The sequence below is a fragment of the Lysinibacillus cavernae genome, assembly GCF_009724685.1.
Lineage (GTDB): Bacteria > Bacillota > Bacilli > Bacillales_A > Planococcaceae > Lysinibacillus > Lysinibacillus cavernae.
The window spans coordinates 770,614-787,534 of sequence record NZ_WMEF01000001.1; the positions used below are offsets into that span (position 1 = coordinate 770,614).

General features: G+C 35.7%; 20 protein-coding genes. 14 read left to right on the forward strand and 6 right to left on the reverse strand.

What is annotated here, in order from left to right; all coding sequences use genetic code 11:
• Window positions 1-46: 46 nt before the first annotated feature.
• The gene (locus GJU32_RS03715; protein WP_155590579.1) at window positions 47-550 is read right to left on the reverse strand and encodes a sigma-70 RNA polymerase sigma factor region 4 domain-containing protein; all 504 of its coding nucleotides are present in this window, start codon (window positions 548-550) and stop codon (window positions 47-49) included.
• 226 nt (window positions 551-776) lie between these two features.
• Here GJU32_RS03715 and GJU32_RS03720 point away from each other — a divergent pair, with 226 nt between their 5' ends.
• The 8 genes from GJU32_RS03720 to GJU32_RS03755 all read left to right on the forward strand — a co-directional run bounded on the left by GJU32_RS03720 (window position 777) and on the right by GJU32_RS03755 (window position 6,767).
• Window positions 777-2,093 (forward strand): ParB N-terminal domain-containing protein, encoded by a 1,317-nt coding sequence (locus tag GJU32_RS03720; protein WP_155590580.1) that lies wholly within the window; start codon window positions 777-779, stop codon window positions 2,091-2,093.
• Between the two features lie 10 nt (window positions 2,094-2,103).
• On the forward strand, window positions 2,104-3,090 hold the full coding sequence (locus tag GJU32_RS03725) for a phage lytic cycle repressor MrpR family protein (protein WP_155590581.1): 987 nt from the start codon (window positions 2,104-2,106) through the stop codon (window positions 3,088-3,090).
• Between the two features lie 150 nt (window positions 3,091-3,240).
• Window positions 3,241-3,705: a hypothetical protein gene (locus tag GJU32_RS03730; protein WP_155590582.1), complete on the forward strand. Its 465-nt coding sequence runs from the start codon at window positions 3,241-3,243 to the stop codon at window positions 3,703-3,705.
• A gap of 53 nt (window positions 3,706-3,758) precedes the next feature.
• Window positions 3,759-3,932: a hypothetical protein gene (locus tag GJU32_RS03735; protein ID WP_155590583.1), complete on the forward strand. Its 174-nt coding sequence runs from the start codon at window positions 3,759-3,761 to the stop codon at window positions 3,930-3,932.
• A gap of 34 nt (window positions 3,933-3,966) precedes the next feature.
• Entirely contained in the window at window positions 3,967-4,212 is a 246-nt protein-coding gene (locus GJU32_RS03740) for a hypothetical protein (RefSeq protein ID WP_155590584.1), read from the forward strand.
• 74 nt (window positions 4,213-4,286) lie between these two features.
• On the forward strand, window positions 4,287-4,466 hold the full coding sequence (locus tag GJU32_RS03745) for a hypothetical protein (RefSeq protein ID WP_155590585.1): 180 nt from the start codon (window positions 4,287-4,289) through the stop codon (window positions 4,464-4,466).
• Window positions 4,467-4,667: 201 nt separating this feature from the next.
• Window positions 4,668-5,198 carry an NfeD family membrane protein gene (locus GJU32_RS03750; protein WP_155590586.1) on the forward strand — a complete coding sequence of 177 codons (531 nt, stop codon included), beginning with the start codon at window positions 4,668-4,670 and terminating at the stop codon, window positions 5,196-5,198.
• Window positions 5,199-5,213: 15 nt separating this feature from the next.
• Window positions 5,214-6,767, forward strand: coding sequence for a flotillin family protein (locus tag GJU32_RS03755; protein WP_155590587.1), 1,554 nt, complete (start codon window positions 5,214-5,216; stop codon window positions 6,765-6,767).
• A gap of 185 nt (window positions 6,768-6,952) precedes the next feature.
• Here GJU32_RS03755 and GJU32_RS03760 read toward each other — a convergent pair whose 3' ends face one another.
• Together GJU32_RS03760 and GJU32_RS03765 are read right to left on the reverse strand one after the other, a co-directional pair.
• Window positions 6,953-7,498 (reverse strand): GNAT family N-acetyltransferase, encoded by a 546-nt coding sequence (locus tag GJU32_RS03760; RefSeq protein WP_155590588.1) that lies wholly within the window; start codon window positions 7,496-7,498, stop codon window positions 6,953-6,955.
• Window positions 7,499-7,514: 16 nt separating this feature from the next.
• A complete protein-coding gene (locus tag GJU32_RS03765) occupies window positions 7,515-8,339 on the reverse strand; it encodes a methyl-accepting chemotaxis protein (protein WP_155590589.1) in 825 nt (274 codons plus the stop codon).
• A 299-nt stretch (window positions 8,340-8,638) separates the two neighbouring features.
• Between GJU32_RS03765 and GJU32_RS03770 the strand changes: the two genes are divergently transcribed.
• Together GJU32_RS03770 and GJU32_RS03775 are read left to right on the forward strand one after the other, a co-directional pair.
• A complete protein-coding gene (locus GJU32_RS03770; protein WP_155590590.1) occupies window positions 8,639-9,844 on the forward strand; it encodes an MFS transporter in 1,206 nt (401 codons plus the stop codon).
• A gap of 27 nt (window positions 9,845-9,871) precedes the next feature.
• The gene (locus GJU32_RS03775) at window positions 9,872-10,597 is read left to right on the forward strand and encodes a sulfite exporter TauE/SafE family protein (RefSeq protein ID WP_196426585.1); all 726 of its coding nucleotides are present in this window, start codon (window positions 9,872-9,874) and stop codon (window positions 10,595-10,597) included.
• Between the two features lie 51 nt (window positions 10,598-10,648).
• Here the strand turns inward: GJU32_RS03775 and GJU32_RS03780 are convergent, their stop codons facing one another.
• The 3 genes from GJU32_RS03780 to GJU32_RS03790 form a co-directional block, all read right to left on the reverse strand.
• Complete coding sequence (locus GJU32_RS03780) at window positions 10,649-11,431, reverse strand: enoyl-ACP reductase FabI (RefSeq protein ID WP_155590592.1); 783 nt, start codon at window positions 11,429-11,431, stop codon at window positions 10,649-10,651.
• A 160-nt stretch (window positions 11,432-11,591) separates the two neighbouring features.
• Window positions 11,592-12,185, reverse strand: a complete 594-nt coding sequence (locus GJU32_RS03785; RefSeq protein WP_155590593.1) for a hypothetical protein — start codon at window positions 12,183-12,185, stop codon at window positions 11,592-11,594.
• Between the two features lie 143 nt (window positions 12,186-12,328).
• A complete protein-coding gene (locus GJU32_RS03790) occupies window positions 12,329-12,577 on the reverse strand; it encodes a ferredoxin (protein WP_004232564.1) in 249 nt (82 codons plus the stop codon).
• A gap of 106 nt (window positions 12,578-12,683) precedes the next feature.
• Here GJU32_RS03790 and GJU32_RS03795 point away from each other — a divergent pair, with 106 nt between their 5' ends.
• The 4 genes from GJU32_RS03795 to GJU32_RS03810 all read left to right on the forward strand — a co-directional run bounded on the left by GJU32_RS03795 (window position 12,684) and on the right by GJU32_RS03810 (window position 16,873).
• Window positions 12,684-13,715 (forward strand): YpbB family protein, encoded by a 1,032-nt coding sequence (locus GJU32_RS03795; RefSeq protein WP_155590594.1) that lies wholly within the window; start codon window positions 12,684-12,686, stop codon window positions 13,713-13,715.
• Window positions 13,716-15,158 (forward strand): RecQ family ATP-dependent DNA helicase, encoded by a 1,443-nt coding sequence (locus GJU32_RS03800; protein WP_155590595.1) that lies wholly within the window; start codon window positions 13,716-13,718, stop codon window positions 15,156-15,158.
• A gap of 87 nt (window positions 15,159-15,245) precedes the next feature.
• Window positions 15,246-15,974 carry a LysM peptidoglycan-binding domain-containing protein gene (locus GJU32_RS03805; RefSeq protein WP_155590596.1) on the forward strand — a complete coding sequence of 243 codons (729 nt, stop codon included), beginning with the start codon at window positions 15,246-15,248 and terminating at the stop codon, window positions 15,972-15,974.
• 143 nt (window positions 15,975-16,117) lie between these two features.
• The gene (locus tag GJU32_RS03810; RefSeq protein WP_155590597.1) at window positions 16,118-16,873 is read left to right on the forward strand and encodes a metallophosphoesterase; all 756 of its coding nucleotides are present in this window, start codon (window positions 16,118-16,120) and stop codon (window positions 16,871-16,873) included.
• The last annotated feature ends 48 nt before the right edge of the window (window positions 16,874-16,921 follow it).

A 16,921-nucleotide genomic window follows, 5' to 3' on the forward strand; every position in this document is an offset into this window, starting at 1 on the left:
TAGTGTAGGTTATAATCCAAGTTTTTCGCCCAAACGTATAATGTCTTTATTTTTTACATTTTTTACATTGGGAATGGAATAAATCTCTACTGCTGCTATTCAAACTAAAAAATTCATCTGTAGCAGGGAGAATATCATGACATTTACTACATCTTTTTGTTTTTAATCTTAATTTATTAATATAAGTTACTTTTCTCCATTGTCTATCATTCTCTTGTTTAATTTTTAGACAGATTGTATTAAATCTACTTCCAACAGTTTTGACGGGAATTCCTAAAACTTTTGCGATAGTATAATAGGAATAATCTTTTGTAATATATGAAAGTAGTTTAATTTGTTCTTCATTCAATGCTTTTTTAATTAATTCATCTAAATCCGCAAATAGACTGATGACATCTGTGTTCATTTTTAAAGAATTTGTTGCACAAGCACCTTGATTAAAGTTTGTATCATCAATCGATCCTCTAAAAGTTAACAGCTCTTTTATAACTGTTATATCAGATAATACTAACTGATTATATTTCGTATCCTTACTTGTTTGAAAAGCCATGCCATATTCATCTCCTTTAATTTTTCCATATTTATGCTTTTATATTATAGTCTTATTATTAAATAAATCAATATTTTAAATTAATTAATTTATTGAAAGGGGTTTTACACGAACTTGTGTTGATAATTTAATTGGATTAATTAATTTAAAAATATTATAATTGAAATTATCATGTGTTACTATTAAAGTAAATCCATGTAATTGGAAAATAGAGGAGGAAAGAGTATTGAAGGTTGGGAAAACTAAAGAATTATTAATAGAAGAGATTAAAACAAAAATTCCTTTGTTGGTTCAAAACGATTTAAAATTAGATGAAATTTCTGCACAACTACATAAACATCATATAAGTATTGGTAATATTCTTGAATTAATTAATGATGAGAGTAGGTTATATGAAGCAAACCTACAGGAACTTTTATTACTGGGAGAACAGCTTTATTTAAAATTTAATGATGCTGATGAAGATTGGATAACGAAATGGCTAAATACATCAGAAGTCAAAGAGTTGAGGTTGTACATAAAGGAATCACCTTATGAAGAAACTATTACATTGCCATATACTTTTGAGAATACTCTTAAAACTGGGCACAATGAGTATGTGGCTGTAATTCCTAATTCAATTATTGGTAAACTTTGGATGAGTGGTATTGCAATGTATAATCCAAATATTCAAAGGCAAGCAAAAAAGAAAAAGATTAAAAATGGGATTATAGAGGTTATGAATTTAAATCCAAAATCTTTACGAGATATTGAAAAACAGGCGTTGGAAGGAGATTTAATAACCTCTACTTTGCGCTATAATGCCAAAGTAGGTTCTGGGGAAAATGGAACTGAATTTATTTATGATGATCGTGATAAATCGCTCACCTTATTGGAGGGATCGTCATTAGATGTTTTAGATGGAGCACATCGAACTTTTTCTATTTATAATGCCTATATGAAAAAAGTCGACTTAGAAGGTGCTATGATTGTTATTTTTTCTAATATGACGGAAGCTCAATGTAAACGAGTTCAAGTAGATATGGCAAAAGCGAATCCAATACCAAAACCTCGTTTACAAGAATTAGCTAAAGATAAATTATCTGATGAAGTTGTTATTGAATTAAAAGCTGAGGGAGAGTTAAAAGGGAGAATTACATCGAACTCCAATGTAAAATATTCATTTGGAGAAGTAGTAACCTTTTCTGAATTATCAAATGCGATCGATAATAGTTTTTCGATAGAAAATCGACTTGAAGTTATTAATATAGCTAATATTGTCAATGAATATATGATGTACCTCTTTGCTCACTATAAGGCAAACTTAATAGATAAACATTCATTAATGTTTAAGAGTAGGATGTTTATAGGACACATTGAATTGGCGGCTAAAATGTATGAGCATAGTATCCCATTTGAAAATTTAAAAAAGAACTTAGATAAATTAGATTTCTCAATTAATAATGCCATGTGGGAGGAAGTAGGAATACTTAAATATGGTAATATCAGTTCTCGTAATAGAGTGAAAATCCAAAAAATATTTCAACAATTAATTTTAGAATGAGGTGTAAAAGGTGCTTAAAGAAAACGTATTAAATAAAGATATTAAGGAATGGTATCTAAAATCATTAGATATACAAGATAACAGTCTTACTACTTATTTATCACTATTTAATAAGGCAACATTACTTGAAAATCAAAAGAATAAAGATATCTTTGACATGAATAAAGTAGAGTTGGAAGAGTTGTTTTATAGTTTAAAGTCGCCTAGCCCCCAATCCATCAGTGCATCTATCGGTTTTATTGGAAGATATATAGATTGGGCTATAATGAATGGCTACACAGATAACCGATCACAGAGACTACCAAGTATTATTGATATGGAATACTGTAGTAGATTTGTCTATAAAGCATCAATAGTACGTTATACAAGAGAACAATTATTAACATATATGCAGTTATTTGAAGATCAAAGACATGCAGTATTTTTACTATGTTTATTTGAAGGAATAAAAGGTGAAGGCTATAGTGAGATCTTAAATTTAAAGATGGAAGATTTAAAAGATGATAACGGTGTTTTCCTGGCAAAATTGACGAATAGTAAGGGCTATAGCCGAATCATTGAAATATCCGAAGAACTATATTGGCGGTTAGACAGGTTAGATAAAATATCTTCAACAAGTTTACAGCCTAAGCAAGGCCAAAAATATTTTTCGGATAGCACTTACATTTTTAAAAAAGCGAATGCAAAAGGAGAAGATATTCAGCTTAGGGCATCATTTGGAAATAGAGCTTTAGATTTAGCAAAATCAATTTTTGACAATAGCAATTTGATAGCTAGTACAATTCAAGTATCAGGGATGATGTGGTATATATGGGAATTGCTTAAACATCATGAAGAGAAGATACTGAATAAAGAAGTTTTAGAGAAAGTTGCTAGTAAATATGATACTGGATATGTAAATAAAGATAGCAAATATGTTAGTTATTCTATCCTTCAGCATAAACTAGATTTTGATTTTATTAAAACTAACTATGGTTTTATCAATATAGGATTATAGAACTGGTGTATACCAGTTTTTTTTATTTGGTGAAAAATACTAATAGATTTAAATTTGTAAATAATCTCTAGTAAATCACTTGAAAACGAACGTCTGTTCGTGTTAATATGAAAACAATATAATTGGTTTTATCTATAAGGAGCGATTTACATGAATGATAAGGAGACAACAGCAGTATTGGAGCTTGTTATTTATAAAGATAGTGATATTTCTTTAGAGTTAATGAATAATTTCTATGGCAGTATTTCCAATGTAATTTTAAACGATGAAGGAGGAAATGCTTTAATTTGTGAATGCATGGATAGCTCGCTTTCTAGTTTAATTCTTATGGATAAATGGAATGATGATGAGGTGGAGCTTATTAAGGCAATGGGTGATACTAAATTTATCTATAAGAAATCTCAGGCTATAGATATCCATTATGATAGTTTAGTTCAGTTAGATGATAATAAAGATAATATTTTTAGTGTTGTAGAGTTCCAAAATATTGTTTATTTATATAGTGGGTACCAAAGAAAATCAATTATCGATAACAATATTACATGTCTAAATAGTCTTAAACATTATTTGAATAGTAACTATCCAGAACATAAAATTTTAGAAAGAATGAATTAAGTTGGATTATCGTTATCAATAGATAGATTAATGTAAAAAAACGAGGTGTTTTAATGGAGAAATATTTAGTTAAAGAGTTTGCATCCGAAATAGTTGAACAATCGAGAGGTAGAATAAGCATGATAGATGCAGAAGCATTAGCGATTGTTTATATAGCAAAGATGAAATCTATCCATCCACCCTCTAGCTTAAGAAAAATTCTTCAAAAATTGGTTAATAACCTTTAGTACATATATATTTCTCATAAAAGGAGGCTTACATATGAAAGCAATCATGAAAGATGAAACAGAAGAAATACTAAATACTAATTTTGTTGAAATTCTTTGTATGATCAATCAAGGAAGGGGTATTGAAAATGAACAAAATTTTAGGGAATGTATGAAAAAGTGTATAAAGCTTCAAGTAGGATTACTGAATTCTATAGAACTTGTTGAACGGACATATTTGGAATTACATAATAAATATGAGCATACTCATTTAGCATTAAATGCTGAATCTAATACTTAATAACTGTTACAACTAGTAGGAAATAAGTAGTGATCATTAAAGATTCTATTCATTTAATGAAGGGAATGAGTTAAATGAACATAGTAAAAAACGAAAGAACAATTGCTTTGAAGGTTGATAGCTATGCTATGGCGTTAGGTTATCAAGAAATGGGTGAACTAAATCTACTTATTTCAATGGAGATGGATCATTTAGAATGGGAGGCGCATAAAATTATAGAAGGTTTATTAAAAAGGGTAAATGAATACATATAGAGGAACAAAATTGGCTCTTTCAAAAACTACTTGAATACGCAATCTTTACTTAACATACAATATCAATGGATTTTTTACATAATGTTATGGAGCATATTACATGTATGCTCCATTTTTAAATTGAAAAATTAAGAAAATTTTTGAAACTTTTCCTGCTGTACATCCGTATAGTAGGTAATATGATGAAAAGGGGTGAGCAACTTGACGCTATTTGGCTATTCACTCGAGCAAATCTTTTTGGTGGTTTTAATTTTCTCTGGCCTTGCCACAATATTAGTTATGTTTTTTGGTGACGCTGTCGAAGGTATTGGTGAAGGACTGCCCATTTTTAACCCGAGTGTCATTCTATCTTTCATTACGTTGATGTCAGCAGCAGGTTTTATTTTAGAAAAACTAGCCTTGTTCTCTAGCGTTTGGAACATTATTGCTGCATGTATCATAGGCGCTATTTTAAGTACGTTGTTTTATTTATTCGTCCTTGTTCCGCTACGGTCAGCTGATGTTTCGTTGGCTTATACGGAGGAATCACTAGCAGGGCAATTGGGAAGAGTCATTGTACCAATCCCTGTAGATGGCTTTGGAGAGGTTGTCATCGAAACGACAAGCGGTATGATTTCGAAGCGGGCAACAGGCTATGATAATGAAGCCATTGACTATGATGAAACCGTGCTTGTTGTGGATGTGAAGGACGGGACACTATTTGTCAGAACGTATGAGAAAAAATTTGTCTAAAGGAGAGATCTATCTATGTCAACCGAGATTTTAATTGTTTTAGGAATAGTAGCGTTCGTATTAATTGCACTAGTCGGCTTATATGTGACAAAGTATCGTACTGCGGGTCCTGATGAAGCACTAATTGTCACAGGTAGCTATCTCGGCTCCAAAAATGTACATAAAGATGAGTCGGGGAATCGCATTAAAATTATTCGTGGAGGCGGTACATTTGTCTTCCCTATTTTCCAGCAAGCACAGCCATTAAGTTTATTATCTAGCAAACTAGAAGTGACAACGCCTGAAGTGTATACAGAGCAAGGTGTTCCTGTAATGGCTGATGGTACAGCTATTATTAAAATCGGTGGCTCTATATCAGAAATTGCAACAGCAGCAGAGCAGTTTTTAGGAAAGCAAAAGGCGGAGCGTGAAGGTGAAGCACGTGAAGTTTTAGAAGGTCATTTGCGTTCGATTTTAGGTTCAATGACGGTTGAGGAGATTTACAAAAACCGTGATAAATTCTCACAGGAAGTTCAACGAGTTGCCTCTCAGGATCTAGCTAAAATGGGTCTTGTTATTGTATCCTTTACGATCAAGGATGTACGAGACAAAAATGGCTATTTAGATTCACTTGGTAAACCGAGAATCGCGCAGGTAAAACGAGATGCTGATATTGCAACGGCAGATGCGGAGAAAGAAACACGTATTAAACGTGCAGAAGCGTCTAAGGAAGCGCAAAAGGCAGAATTAGAGCGTGCAACTGAAATTGCTGAAGCAGAAAAAGAAAACCAATTAAAGGTAGCTGAATTCCGTCGTGAGCAGGATATTGCGAAAGCTCGTGCGGACCAAGCCTATGAGCTCGAAACAGCCCGTTCTAAACAGGAAGTTACGGAACAAGAAATGCAAATTCGCATTATCGAACGTCAAAAACAAATCGAATTAGAAGAAAAAGAGATTTTACGTCGTGAAAAGCAATATGACTCCGAAGTGAAGAAAAAGGCTGATGCAGATCGTTATGCTGTAGAACAAAATGCGGCAGCAGAAAAAATGCGTGAACTTGCACAAGCGGATGCGGAGAAATACCGTATTGAATCATTGGCGAAAGCGGAAGCAGAGAAAATTCGATTGGATGGTCTTGCGAAAGCAGATGCAGAACGAGCACAAGGGGAAACAGAAGCGGATATTATTCGACTTCGAGGTCTTGCTGAAGCAGAAGCAAAACGTAAGATTGCTGAAGCCTTTGAATACTATGGTCAAGCAGCTGTGCTTGATATGATTGTCCGTATGATGCCAGAATATGCGAAAGAGCTTGCGAGCCCTCTTGGCAATATCGATAAGATTACAGTTGTCGATACTGGTGGTGGAGAAGGTAGTGGTGCGAATAAGGTTACTTCTTATGCAACCAATCTAATGTCTACGCTACAAGAAACGTTAAAAGAAACTTCGGGTATTGATGTGAAAGAGCTGATAGAAAGTTATGCAGGTAAGCACACATTGCGACCAGAACTAGAGCAAATTGCACTGGGTCTTGAAAAAAAGCAAGCACCTGTTAAAGCAGAAGAAATGAAAGAAGCAGTTGAACAATCCTAATCAATTACGCTACGACAATCTCTTGATTCAGCGGCGTTTGAACACCTATTAAAAAAAGCGAGCAGTCAACTCCCTCCCTATAGTGGAGGGAGTTTTCTATGTCTGACGCTTCGCTTTCGATAAAAAATCATTTGCTGACTCAAGATAAAAGCGATCTGATGAATCATCTCATCAGGTCGCTTTTTTTATTTTTGTTGCTGATATTCACTCGCAAGCATGCCATAGACAACATGATCCACATAATGATCATAGAGCCATTCTGATGCGCGAATAGTGCCTTCATTTACCAAGCCAAGGCGTTCTGGGATCGCACGGCTTTTATGATTGCCTTCAGCTGCACGAATTTCTACTTTATGCAGCTGTAGCGTTTCAAATGCATATTGTAATAAAGCTTTTACCGTTTTGGTCATGATCCCATGCCCCTGTGCGCCTGCACTTAGCCAATAGCCAATCGTACCGATTTTATTGTTAGCATTAATCGAATTAAAGCCTGCAATGCCAACTATTTCATTTTTAAAGAGAATAACAAGAGAGAGGCTACTATTTGCTTCATGGCCATTGATACAGCTTTCGATATAGGTTCTTGTATCTACTACGTCTTTTGTATAATCCAACCAGGGTAGCCATTCTTTAAGATACTCTCTAGAGGCGTCAGTTAAAGCAAAAACCGTCTCTGCATCCTCTAAGGTTATCGTACGTAGCGATAAGTCTTGATCAATTGTAATTTGCATGGTGTTCACCTCGTGATTATTTTAAAGCATCGTGCATAAAGCCTTTCATTTCTCGGCTAAGTACAGTCAGCTCTTCAATGATTTCGCTGAAATCTTGTACGAGCAGCGCTTGCTCATTCGTTGCATCATTGATTTGTCCCATATTTTGTTTCAGGTTTTCAAGATTTCTATTAATGTTTCGTAAGGAAGATTCAATATTTTCGGTAGCACTGGACGTCTCAAAGGACAATTTTCGAACCTCCTGTGCCACGATATTAAAGCCAGCACCATGCTGTCCAGCACGAGCAGCCTCTATGGATGCATTTAAACCAAGTAAATTGGTCTGGCGGGAAATGCTTTTGATTAAATCTGTCACGGCATTTGTTTTTTCAGAATCTTCAAGAGCATGCTGTGCCTGTTTATTAATTTCCTCACTCGTGGCAGCTAATTCCTCTGAATGGGAAGCAATCGTATGTACTTTATCTTGTAGATTGTTGACTATATTGTCCATCGTACTCATATAATCTTCGAGTTTGAGCTCATTATCGATAGGCAGACCAAAAGCTAATGCACCGACAACTTGACCATTTTCGCGAATGGGGAATGAAAAAGCATTGATTGCTACGCCATATAAATCCTTTGGAATAACCACATCTGCATTTTGTCCATTAAAGGCAATGTAAACATTTTGGTCATTGGCATTTACTTTTTGTCCATCATGATAGCCTGAATCCACACGTTTGCCTGCTAAATATTTGACGACTGTTTCACTTTCCTTTTCAACGACAGCTACAATGGCTTCTTGCTTTAATGCAAGGTGAATATAAGGTGCTGCAAGGGCTAAAGCTTCAATAATTTTCATGAAAATTCCTCCAAGTCTAGTCAATGAAAAATGGTTCGTCATCTGTATTCATTGTGACAATGGTTCTAGATGATTACTTTTACTGTAGCACAATATTTGCCAAGTCAAAATAGTAAATTATTTTTTATTAAAGCTATTTTTAAAGTGAATTGAAAGATTTGATTGTCAATTAAAATTTACTGTTCATAGTAAAAAATGATAATAATTTTGTCTATTTTTTGACGAAGGGTTCGTGTGTTTTGCGTAATATTGTATTAGAATAATAGTAGCATGTTGGAGAAGTTAAGGAGAGAGTTTTCATGGAATATATACAAAAGGGTACGAAGGCGTTTCATAAAGCAAATTGGGCCCTATTTTTAGCAGGCTTTATTACTTTTGCTAACCTCTATATAACGCAGCCGTTACTACCGACATTTTCAGAAGTGTATCATGTGTCACCAGCTGTAGCTAGTTTATCTCTTTCAGTAACTACTTTCGCTTTAGCAGTAAGTTTAATTATTGTAGGTTCGTTATCAGAAGCATGGGGAAGGAAATCATTAATGACGATTTCTATTTTTGCAGCTTCCGTTTTTACAGTGGCGCTTGCATTTTCTCCTAACTTTGAAACGATTTTAGTATTGCGTGTTCTTCAAGGCATCGTTTTTGCGGGATTACCTGCGATTGCCATGGCTTATTTGGGAGAGGAAATGGAACCAGCGAGTTTAGGTGTTGCCATGGGTTTATATATTAGTGGTAATTCTGTAGGAGGGCTTAGTGGACGAGTGATTATTGGTACATTAACGGACCATTATAACTGGCATATTGGTATGTTGGTGCTAGGGGGAATCAGCCTTCTTGTCAGTGTGTTGTTTGTCTGGATGCTGCCGGGTTCTAAGCATTTCAGCGCCAGACCTTTACAAATAAAAGCATTGACCAAAACGCTGTTTCAACATATGAAGGACCCTTCCATGCTTTGTCTTTATGGGATAAGCTTTGTTTTGATGGGGAGCTTTGTCACGCTTTATAACTATATTGGTTTTAAATTAATGGCACCTCCTTATAATTTGAGTGCTACGATAGTAGGTTGGATATTTGTGATTTACTTAGTTGGGACTTTTAGCTCCGCGTGGTTTGGTAGCTTAGCTGATCGTTATGGACGCCAACGAATGCTATTACTGGCCATTGCCATTATGCTAACAGGAGCCATTGGGACGCTCAATGGTCTACTTGCTTTGAAAATAATGGGGATTACGGTTTTTACCTTTGGCTTTTTTGCAGCTCACGCAATCGCAAGTGGCTGGGTAAGCAAACGGGCATCACATGATAAAGCACAAGCATCATCCCTTTATTTATTCTTTTATTATTTTGGTTCGAGTGTTGGCGGAACAATTGGTGGCGTATTCTGGATGAAATATGGTTGGGTAGGTGTTATAGCGATGATTGCACTGTTTTTATTAATTGCTTGTATACTATCTTTCTTACTAAAGAGAATCATTGCTACACAACGTAATAGAACCGCTCTATAGCATTTAATGATGTGAGGTGTCGATTTGCTGGAATTCATTTTCTATCTGTTTATTATCCTAACAGCAGCTATTTTGCAAACAAGTACTGGATTTGGCTTCTCGATAATGGCTACACCGTTTTTATTGCTGCTTTTTTCACCACAAGAGGCAATGCAAATGAATATCTTGCTGTCCCTTGTTATTTCTTTCTCGTTGGTTTGGAAAATTAGATATGACATTGATGTAGCTTTGCTGAAAAAGGTGATGATAGGCAGTGTTGTAGGCGCTCCCTTTGGTAGCATACTTTTTGCACTAATAGATGTTACGACATTCAAACTGATCATTGCCCTTCTCTTATTAGGGTTAACGATTCTTTTAATTAAAAATCTCTCCATTCAACAAACAAGTAGTAGAGATTATGGTGTTGGCCTCGTCTCAGGAATGTTGACAACTAGTATTGGAATGGCTGGGCCACCACTGCTATTGTATTTTGCGAGTACTCAAAAAAAGAAAGAAACGATTCGAGCAACTTCATTAGCATACTATATTTTTATTTATCTTATTAGTTTACTTTCACAACTAACGATTGAAGGCACAAGTAAAGTAGTTTGGCTTAATAGTATGTACGCCTTGCCAATTGTTTTCATTGGTCTTATTCTAGGACAAATGTTATTTAAAAAGCTTAATCAAAAGCTATTTTTAACATTCGTTTATTTTTTATTAATTGCGGCAGGCATGATGTTATTGATACAAAGTATATGGACAATGCTGTAAATGGAAAAAGAAGTATGGAAGAGATTACGTATCTTCCATACTTCTTTGTTGTTAACCCATAATATTGTAGCCAGCATCGATGTAAATTGTTTCACCAGTGACACCACGTGATAGGTGAGATAGCATAACAATTGTCATATCCGCTACTTCGTCTTGTTGAACATTACGTTTTAATGGAGCCGTTTCTTCAATTTTGTGTAAAATTGTATTAAAGGAAGGCACACCTTTTGCAGCAAGTGTACGAATGGCACCAGCTGAAATGGCATTCACGCGAATATTATCCTGTCCAATATCAGCAGCAAGGTAGCGCATGGAAGCCTCTAATGCAGCCTTTGCCACACCCATTACATTGTAGCCATCAAGCACACGTTCCGCTCCTAGGTAACTCATTGTGACAATAGAGCCACCCTCAGTCATATATGGATGAGCCGCTTTTGCTGTTGAAATAAGTGAGTAAGCGCTTGTATCTTGTGCGAATGCATAGCCTTCACGTGTTGTTGCAAGGAAGCGATTGTGTAAATCTTCAGCATGAGCAAAGGCTACTGAGTGGACAATACCATGAATAACGCCAACCTTTGCGCCGATTTCATCAAAAGCTGCTTTCGTACTATCATCGCTATTTACGTCACATTGAACAATAAGAGAATCAGACTGGCCAATATTGTCTAATTGTTTTTGTAATTTTTTTAATGAACGTTCTTGACGATAAGTGAAAATAACGTTTGCACCTACATCAAATAAGCGTTTCGCAATTCCCCAAGCAATACTACGATCGTTTGCCACACCCATGACAACAATGTTCTTATCTTTTAATTGTAATAGATTATCCATCATTTTGAAGAACTCCTTTGTGAGATAATATCTGTTATTAGTACCAACTACTAAAATCTTATCATACATAAAATACTGTTGCAATAACTAAGATGAAAAGAGTAGAGGTTTAATGAATAAAAAAAATTCATCTCTTACTTATAGAGACGAATTAAATGCTGTACTATTTTGTTACATGATTTTCATACATATCGACTGCTCGATTTACTGCACTGCTAACAGTGATTCTAAAACAATTTTGTGACCGAATGGTTTGTGCTAATATTTTAATGGCTCTTGTTTGATCTTTATGAAAGGTAGCGCCATCGGTTTGAAAATCATCATCTAAAAAAGCGAGAAAATAAGGTTTTTGATCTTGAGGCGCTAGCAAATCAGCTTCAGCACTTTGACCTACTGTTTTATATATCCATAAGTCAAGTGAATTTCCCAATTGAAAGGCTACAAAGTACTGTAAATCATCATTGTTATATTCTCTTGTTTTTTGAATTATTTGAATTTTTTCGAGCTCATCTATTAAAAATGTATTGATTGAATAGTAGATGGCTTTTGTAGGATTGAGAAGAAGTTCATCAGTGTGCTTAGATTTTAAGAAAATCCAGCTATTTAAAACGATTGCCCATGAATCTAATGTATTCAAGCACTTTGCATAAACATCTGGAAAAATCGTTTGCCATTTTGCTGCAAGATATTTAAATTGATTCATATGGTCCTCATCAATATGAAATAAACTATGCTCTACTTGTAACTGCTTAAACATGATCATTCCTCCAATAGATTGGTATGTATAGCAATGGACCATATGATGATCATCTTGATGCAAAAGTTGTTAGCAAAATCGTTCAATCAAATAAGAAGGCACCCAACGAAGGATGCCTTTTAGGGTAAAGATTCAATTGATGACTATTCGAATTTTAATGAGTCGCCATCAAAAGTTTCATCAGCTACTTTGATAGAGTCTGTTGGACAGCCTTCAAAAGCATCCTGCATATCTTCTAGTAGATCTTCTGGAACTTCAGCAGTTCCCATGTTATCATCTAAAATAACGAAGGCAATCCCTTCATCATCATAATCATAAATGTCTGGCGCTGCGGCTCCACATGCGCCACAAGCGATGCATGTATCTTTATCAACTATTGTGTATTTAGCCATTTTTTTCTCTCCTTTAACGATGTTCCTACAAAGCTTCATACTCATTTTAAAGATGTTTAACTTACATTTCAACTTAAATACTATTAAATTGGAGGAATTTGCGTCAATGTTTCATCAAATTTTATTGCAAATCTTTCAAAAACTCAATAAGGAGCGGACGATTTCAGCTGCGTATCATGTTCTAAGAGGAAAGCGTTCAGGCCAGACAATTCAAGATATTGGTCTTTTTCAGCTGCATCAATATTTTGGGTTATTACCAAAATTATCCCGTGCCACATTTGACGAGGCGGTAACCTTATTTATGCAGTATAGTTGGTTAAAAGTGCAGGAATCCGGTCATTTTTACATGGAAAAGCTAGGCGTGCAACTTGCTCAACAAACACCGACATTTTTCTTTGATGGTTGGCAATACCGAGGAAATGAGCATGTTTTTTTTGCAAGGCTTTCTCTAATTGTGCAAAGTTTGTCACACCAAATTGCTGAAGTTCGTTCTTTTTCTCCTATTAGTAGGGATCCGGTGACTCAAACATGGGTACGTTCTTTTTTACAGGATCATCATTACCAAAAAGGTCATTTACAGCAACAAGTATTAGCGGAATGTACAAGGGTGCTAAACAATCTACCTGTTTCAGATACTAGCAAGCAGCTTGTTCTTTACCGCTTAAGTGGGTACCGATTACCTGGCTGGACATGGCAACAGCTTGCGGATGAACGTAAGGAATCCGTTCTAGATAGTCAATTAGCTTTTATTGAAACACTACATATATTATTAAATGAAGTGCATCAAAAAGGTGATGATTACCCATTACTTGGGCAAGTGGCAGCAGGACTAAAAGTTAAACTATTGTTAACCGATTCTGCACAACACACAGCGCAATTATATGAGCAAGGTTATGCCATGGAACAAATTGTGCATATGAGGAAGTTAAAGCAAAGCACAATTGAGGATCATTTTGTGGAATTAGCGATGTATGAACCGAACTTTTCTATTGGACCATTCGTCTCATATGAAGAAGCACAAAAAGTTTGGCAGGCATCGAAGCACTATCAAACAAAAAAGTTGAAAATATTACATGAAGCTTTAAACGATATGAGTTATTTTCAATTAAGGCTTGTCCTTGCGAAAGGAGAAGTGTAAATGAAACTTGAACAATTATTGCACAAGCATTTTGGTTATTCAGCATTTCGACCAGGGCAGAAAGAAGTCATTGAAGCTATCTTGCAAGAAAAAGATGTCATTGCTTTATTGCCAACAGGAATGGGGAAGTCACTTTGCTATCAGCTCCCAGCTTATACTCTGCAAAAGCCAGTGTTAATTGTTTCGCCATTGCTTTCATTAATGCAGGATCAAGTAGAAGAGCTGAAACGTTTTGGGGAAAAGAGAGTAGTAGCTTTAAATTCCTTTTTATCCATAACAGAAAAACGCAATGTATTACTTTATTTAGAGCAATACCGTTTTATTTTTACATCTCCAGAGATGTTACTGCAGCAACAGGTACAAGAGAAGTTAGCGCAGATGAAGCTAGGCTTAATTGTAGTGGACGAGGCGCATTGTATATCACAATGGGGCTTTGATTTTCGACCGGATTATTTACGGATAGGCGAATGGTTTTCAAAGGAAAATCGTCCACCAATATTGGCATTATCCGCTACGGCAACGAGTAAGGTTGTTCAAGATATACGTGAAACCTTATCACTAAAGGAACCATTTGAGTTTATGTATAATGTTGACCGACCAACCATTCATCTGGGGCGTATCGTATTAGAGGATAAGGCCGATAAAGCAAGTTGGCTTATGCAACATATTAAAGAGACTGCTGGTCCAGGGATTCTATATGTCTCCTCCCGGAAACGTGCGCAACAATATAGCACAGCATTTTTACAAGCAGGCATTCGCACGGCTGCCTATCATGCAGGTTATGGTGCAGAGGACCGTCAATTTATCCAACAACAGTTTATAGATGGTGAACTGGATTGGATTGTAGCAACGAATGCTTTTGGGATGGGAATCAATAAACAAGATATACGTCAGGTCATACATGAATCGATGCCTGCTAATATAGCGAATTATATGCAGGAGATAGGACGTGCAGGTCGTGATGGACAGTCTGCGCTTGCAATTTTATTGTATAGTGAAGGTGATGAGGAGCTGGCGAAATTTGTTGTTACAGGGGATTTACCGACACCTCACCATGTCGATCGCTATCAGGAGCTACTTTTCCAGCAGATACAGCCAACACAAATGCTAAAAAATGGTGAGTTGAGTGAGACGGCTTTTAGAGTATTGGACTATTGGATTCAACAAGAATCTACTGAACAAGTAAAGGCGCGACTAAATCATTTAGCCCTAGAGAAATACCGTGCAGTGGATGAAATGCTTAAAATCATTCAGACAAAAGGCTGTATTCGTGAACATTTAGTCGGGTATTTTGGGCAAAAATTGCAGAAAAAACCGGAAAACTGTTGTGAAAATTGTGGAATCCATTATGATGAAATCAAGAAAACACGCTTAAAAGAAGATAAGAAAATAGAAATGGTTCCGTGGGAAAGTCGATTACAGCAACTTTTATTGGGTATTTAGACTAAAACTGACGGTCATTTACTTTTTTCGTAAAATTCGTCATAATAGAGATGATAAGAAAGCGTAGTAAGGTTGGGGGAAAGGCGAATGAGTAAAGAAGATTATCGCGATAAAATAGAAGAGCATCGTCAATCATTTGAGGATGAACAAAAAGAACAGCAATCCTTATCTAGAGTTTCCAGAATGAATAAAAATGGCAATAAAGATAAAAAACCAAAAAATTCGAAACGTAAAACACCGTTAATGACGATTCTTTTTGTTATTTTTATCCTTATTCCATTAACGATACTTATCTATTTTTGGAAATTTTATGAACCAGGAAAAACAATTGAACAAGCAGAAAAGGAATCAGCTGAACAGGTCGTCGAATTAGATACCTCAGAAGCATCAGCGACTGATAAAGATAAAAATAAGGATAAAGACGATCAAGCTGATAAGAAAGCACAGGAGCAGTCTCAAAAAGATGCAGATAAATTAGCTGCTGAGCAAAAAGCTGCGGAAGAAGCGAAAAAAGCACAAGATGCTAAAAATGCAGATGCAGCGAAAAAAGCGGAAGAAGCAAAAAAAGCTGAGGAAGCGAGAATAGCTCAACAACAAGCAGATGCAAAAAGAAAAGCTGAAGAGGCTAGAAAAGCGGAAGAAGCTAAACAAAATGCTAAAGCAAGTACACATACTGTAAAAGCAAGTGAGAACTTATACCGAATTGCATTAAATCATTATGGCGATGGCAGTGAAGCAACATTAGCTAAAATTCGTGCTGCCAATGGCATGTCTTCTAATACGGTAATGGTTGGGCAAGTAATTAAGCTACCTTAATGCGAATTTTTTATGTCCTATAGTTTTTCAAGTATAAAATAACAGACAAACGTTCACACCAAAACGTACGTCTGATTTAGCGAAAAGGCGATTCTTCTTAAGAAACGAATCGCCTTTTTGTTGTCGTAAGGAGAAGTGAGGAAATGCTATATTTAGGGCTATTTCTTTTAGTAGTCATCGTCTTTCTACTCTACATGTGGAAGGTAGCGCATGAGAATAATGTATTACACCACCAGTTATCATTACAGGGTGAACAGGAAAAGGTACGGCTATTTTTTATTTCAGATGTTCATTTACGTAAAATAAATAAGAAAATGATTGCACGATTAGAGGGACATTTTGATGCTGTCATTATTGGTGGTGACTTTGCAGATGGACGCACACCTAATGCACGTATTCATGACAATTTAAAATTATTAACTACTGTTGGCCCAACCTATTTTGTGTGGGGCAATAATGACAGAGAGGTAGGAGAAGAATGGCTAAAGGACATTTTTCAAGAGCATCAGGTTCAGATCATTGTCAATGATGCGGTACTGCTTCCCACAAAAAATCGTTTTTGGCTAAGTGCGATTGAGGATACAACAATTAAAGAGTATAGTTTCGAAAAGGCCTTTGCAAAGGTAGGAGAACAGGACTTAGTTGTTTTCATTGCACATAATCCTGGTGTTTTTGCGAAAGTTCGAGCAAAGTTCCATGCTGATTTAATGATGGGTGGCCATTTACATGGTGGACAGATTCGATTTGGTCCTTATGGTGTACATCCAAATGGTTCTTATCGGGAGCGTGATGGTGTCATGACCTTAGTAAGTAATGGCTATGGAACAACATTAGTGCCTTTCCGACTGGGGGCAAAGCCTCAATGTCATATTATTGATATTGATATTTCGAGTAAATAAACAACCAAAACTTGTGAGAAGGCGTATAATAATAAGGTATCGTTTATT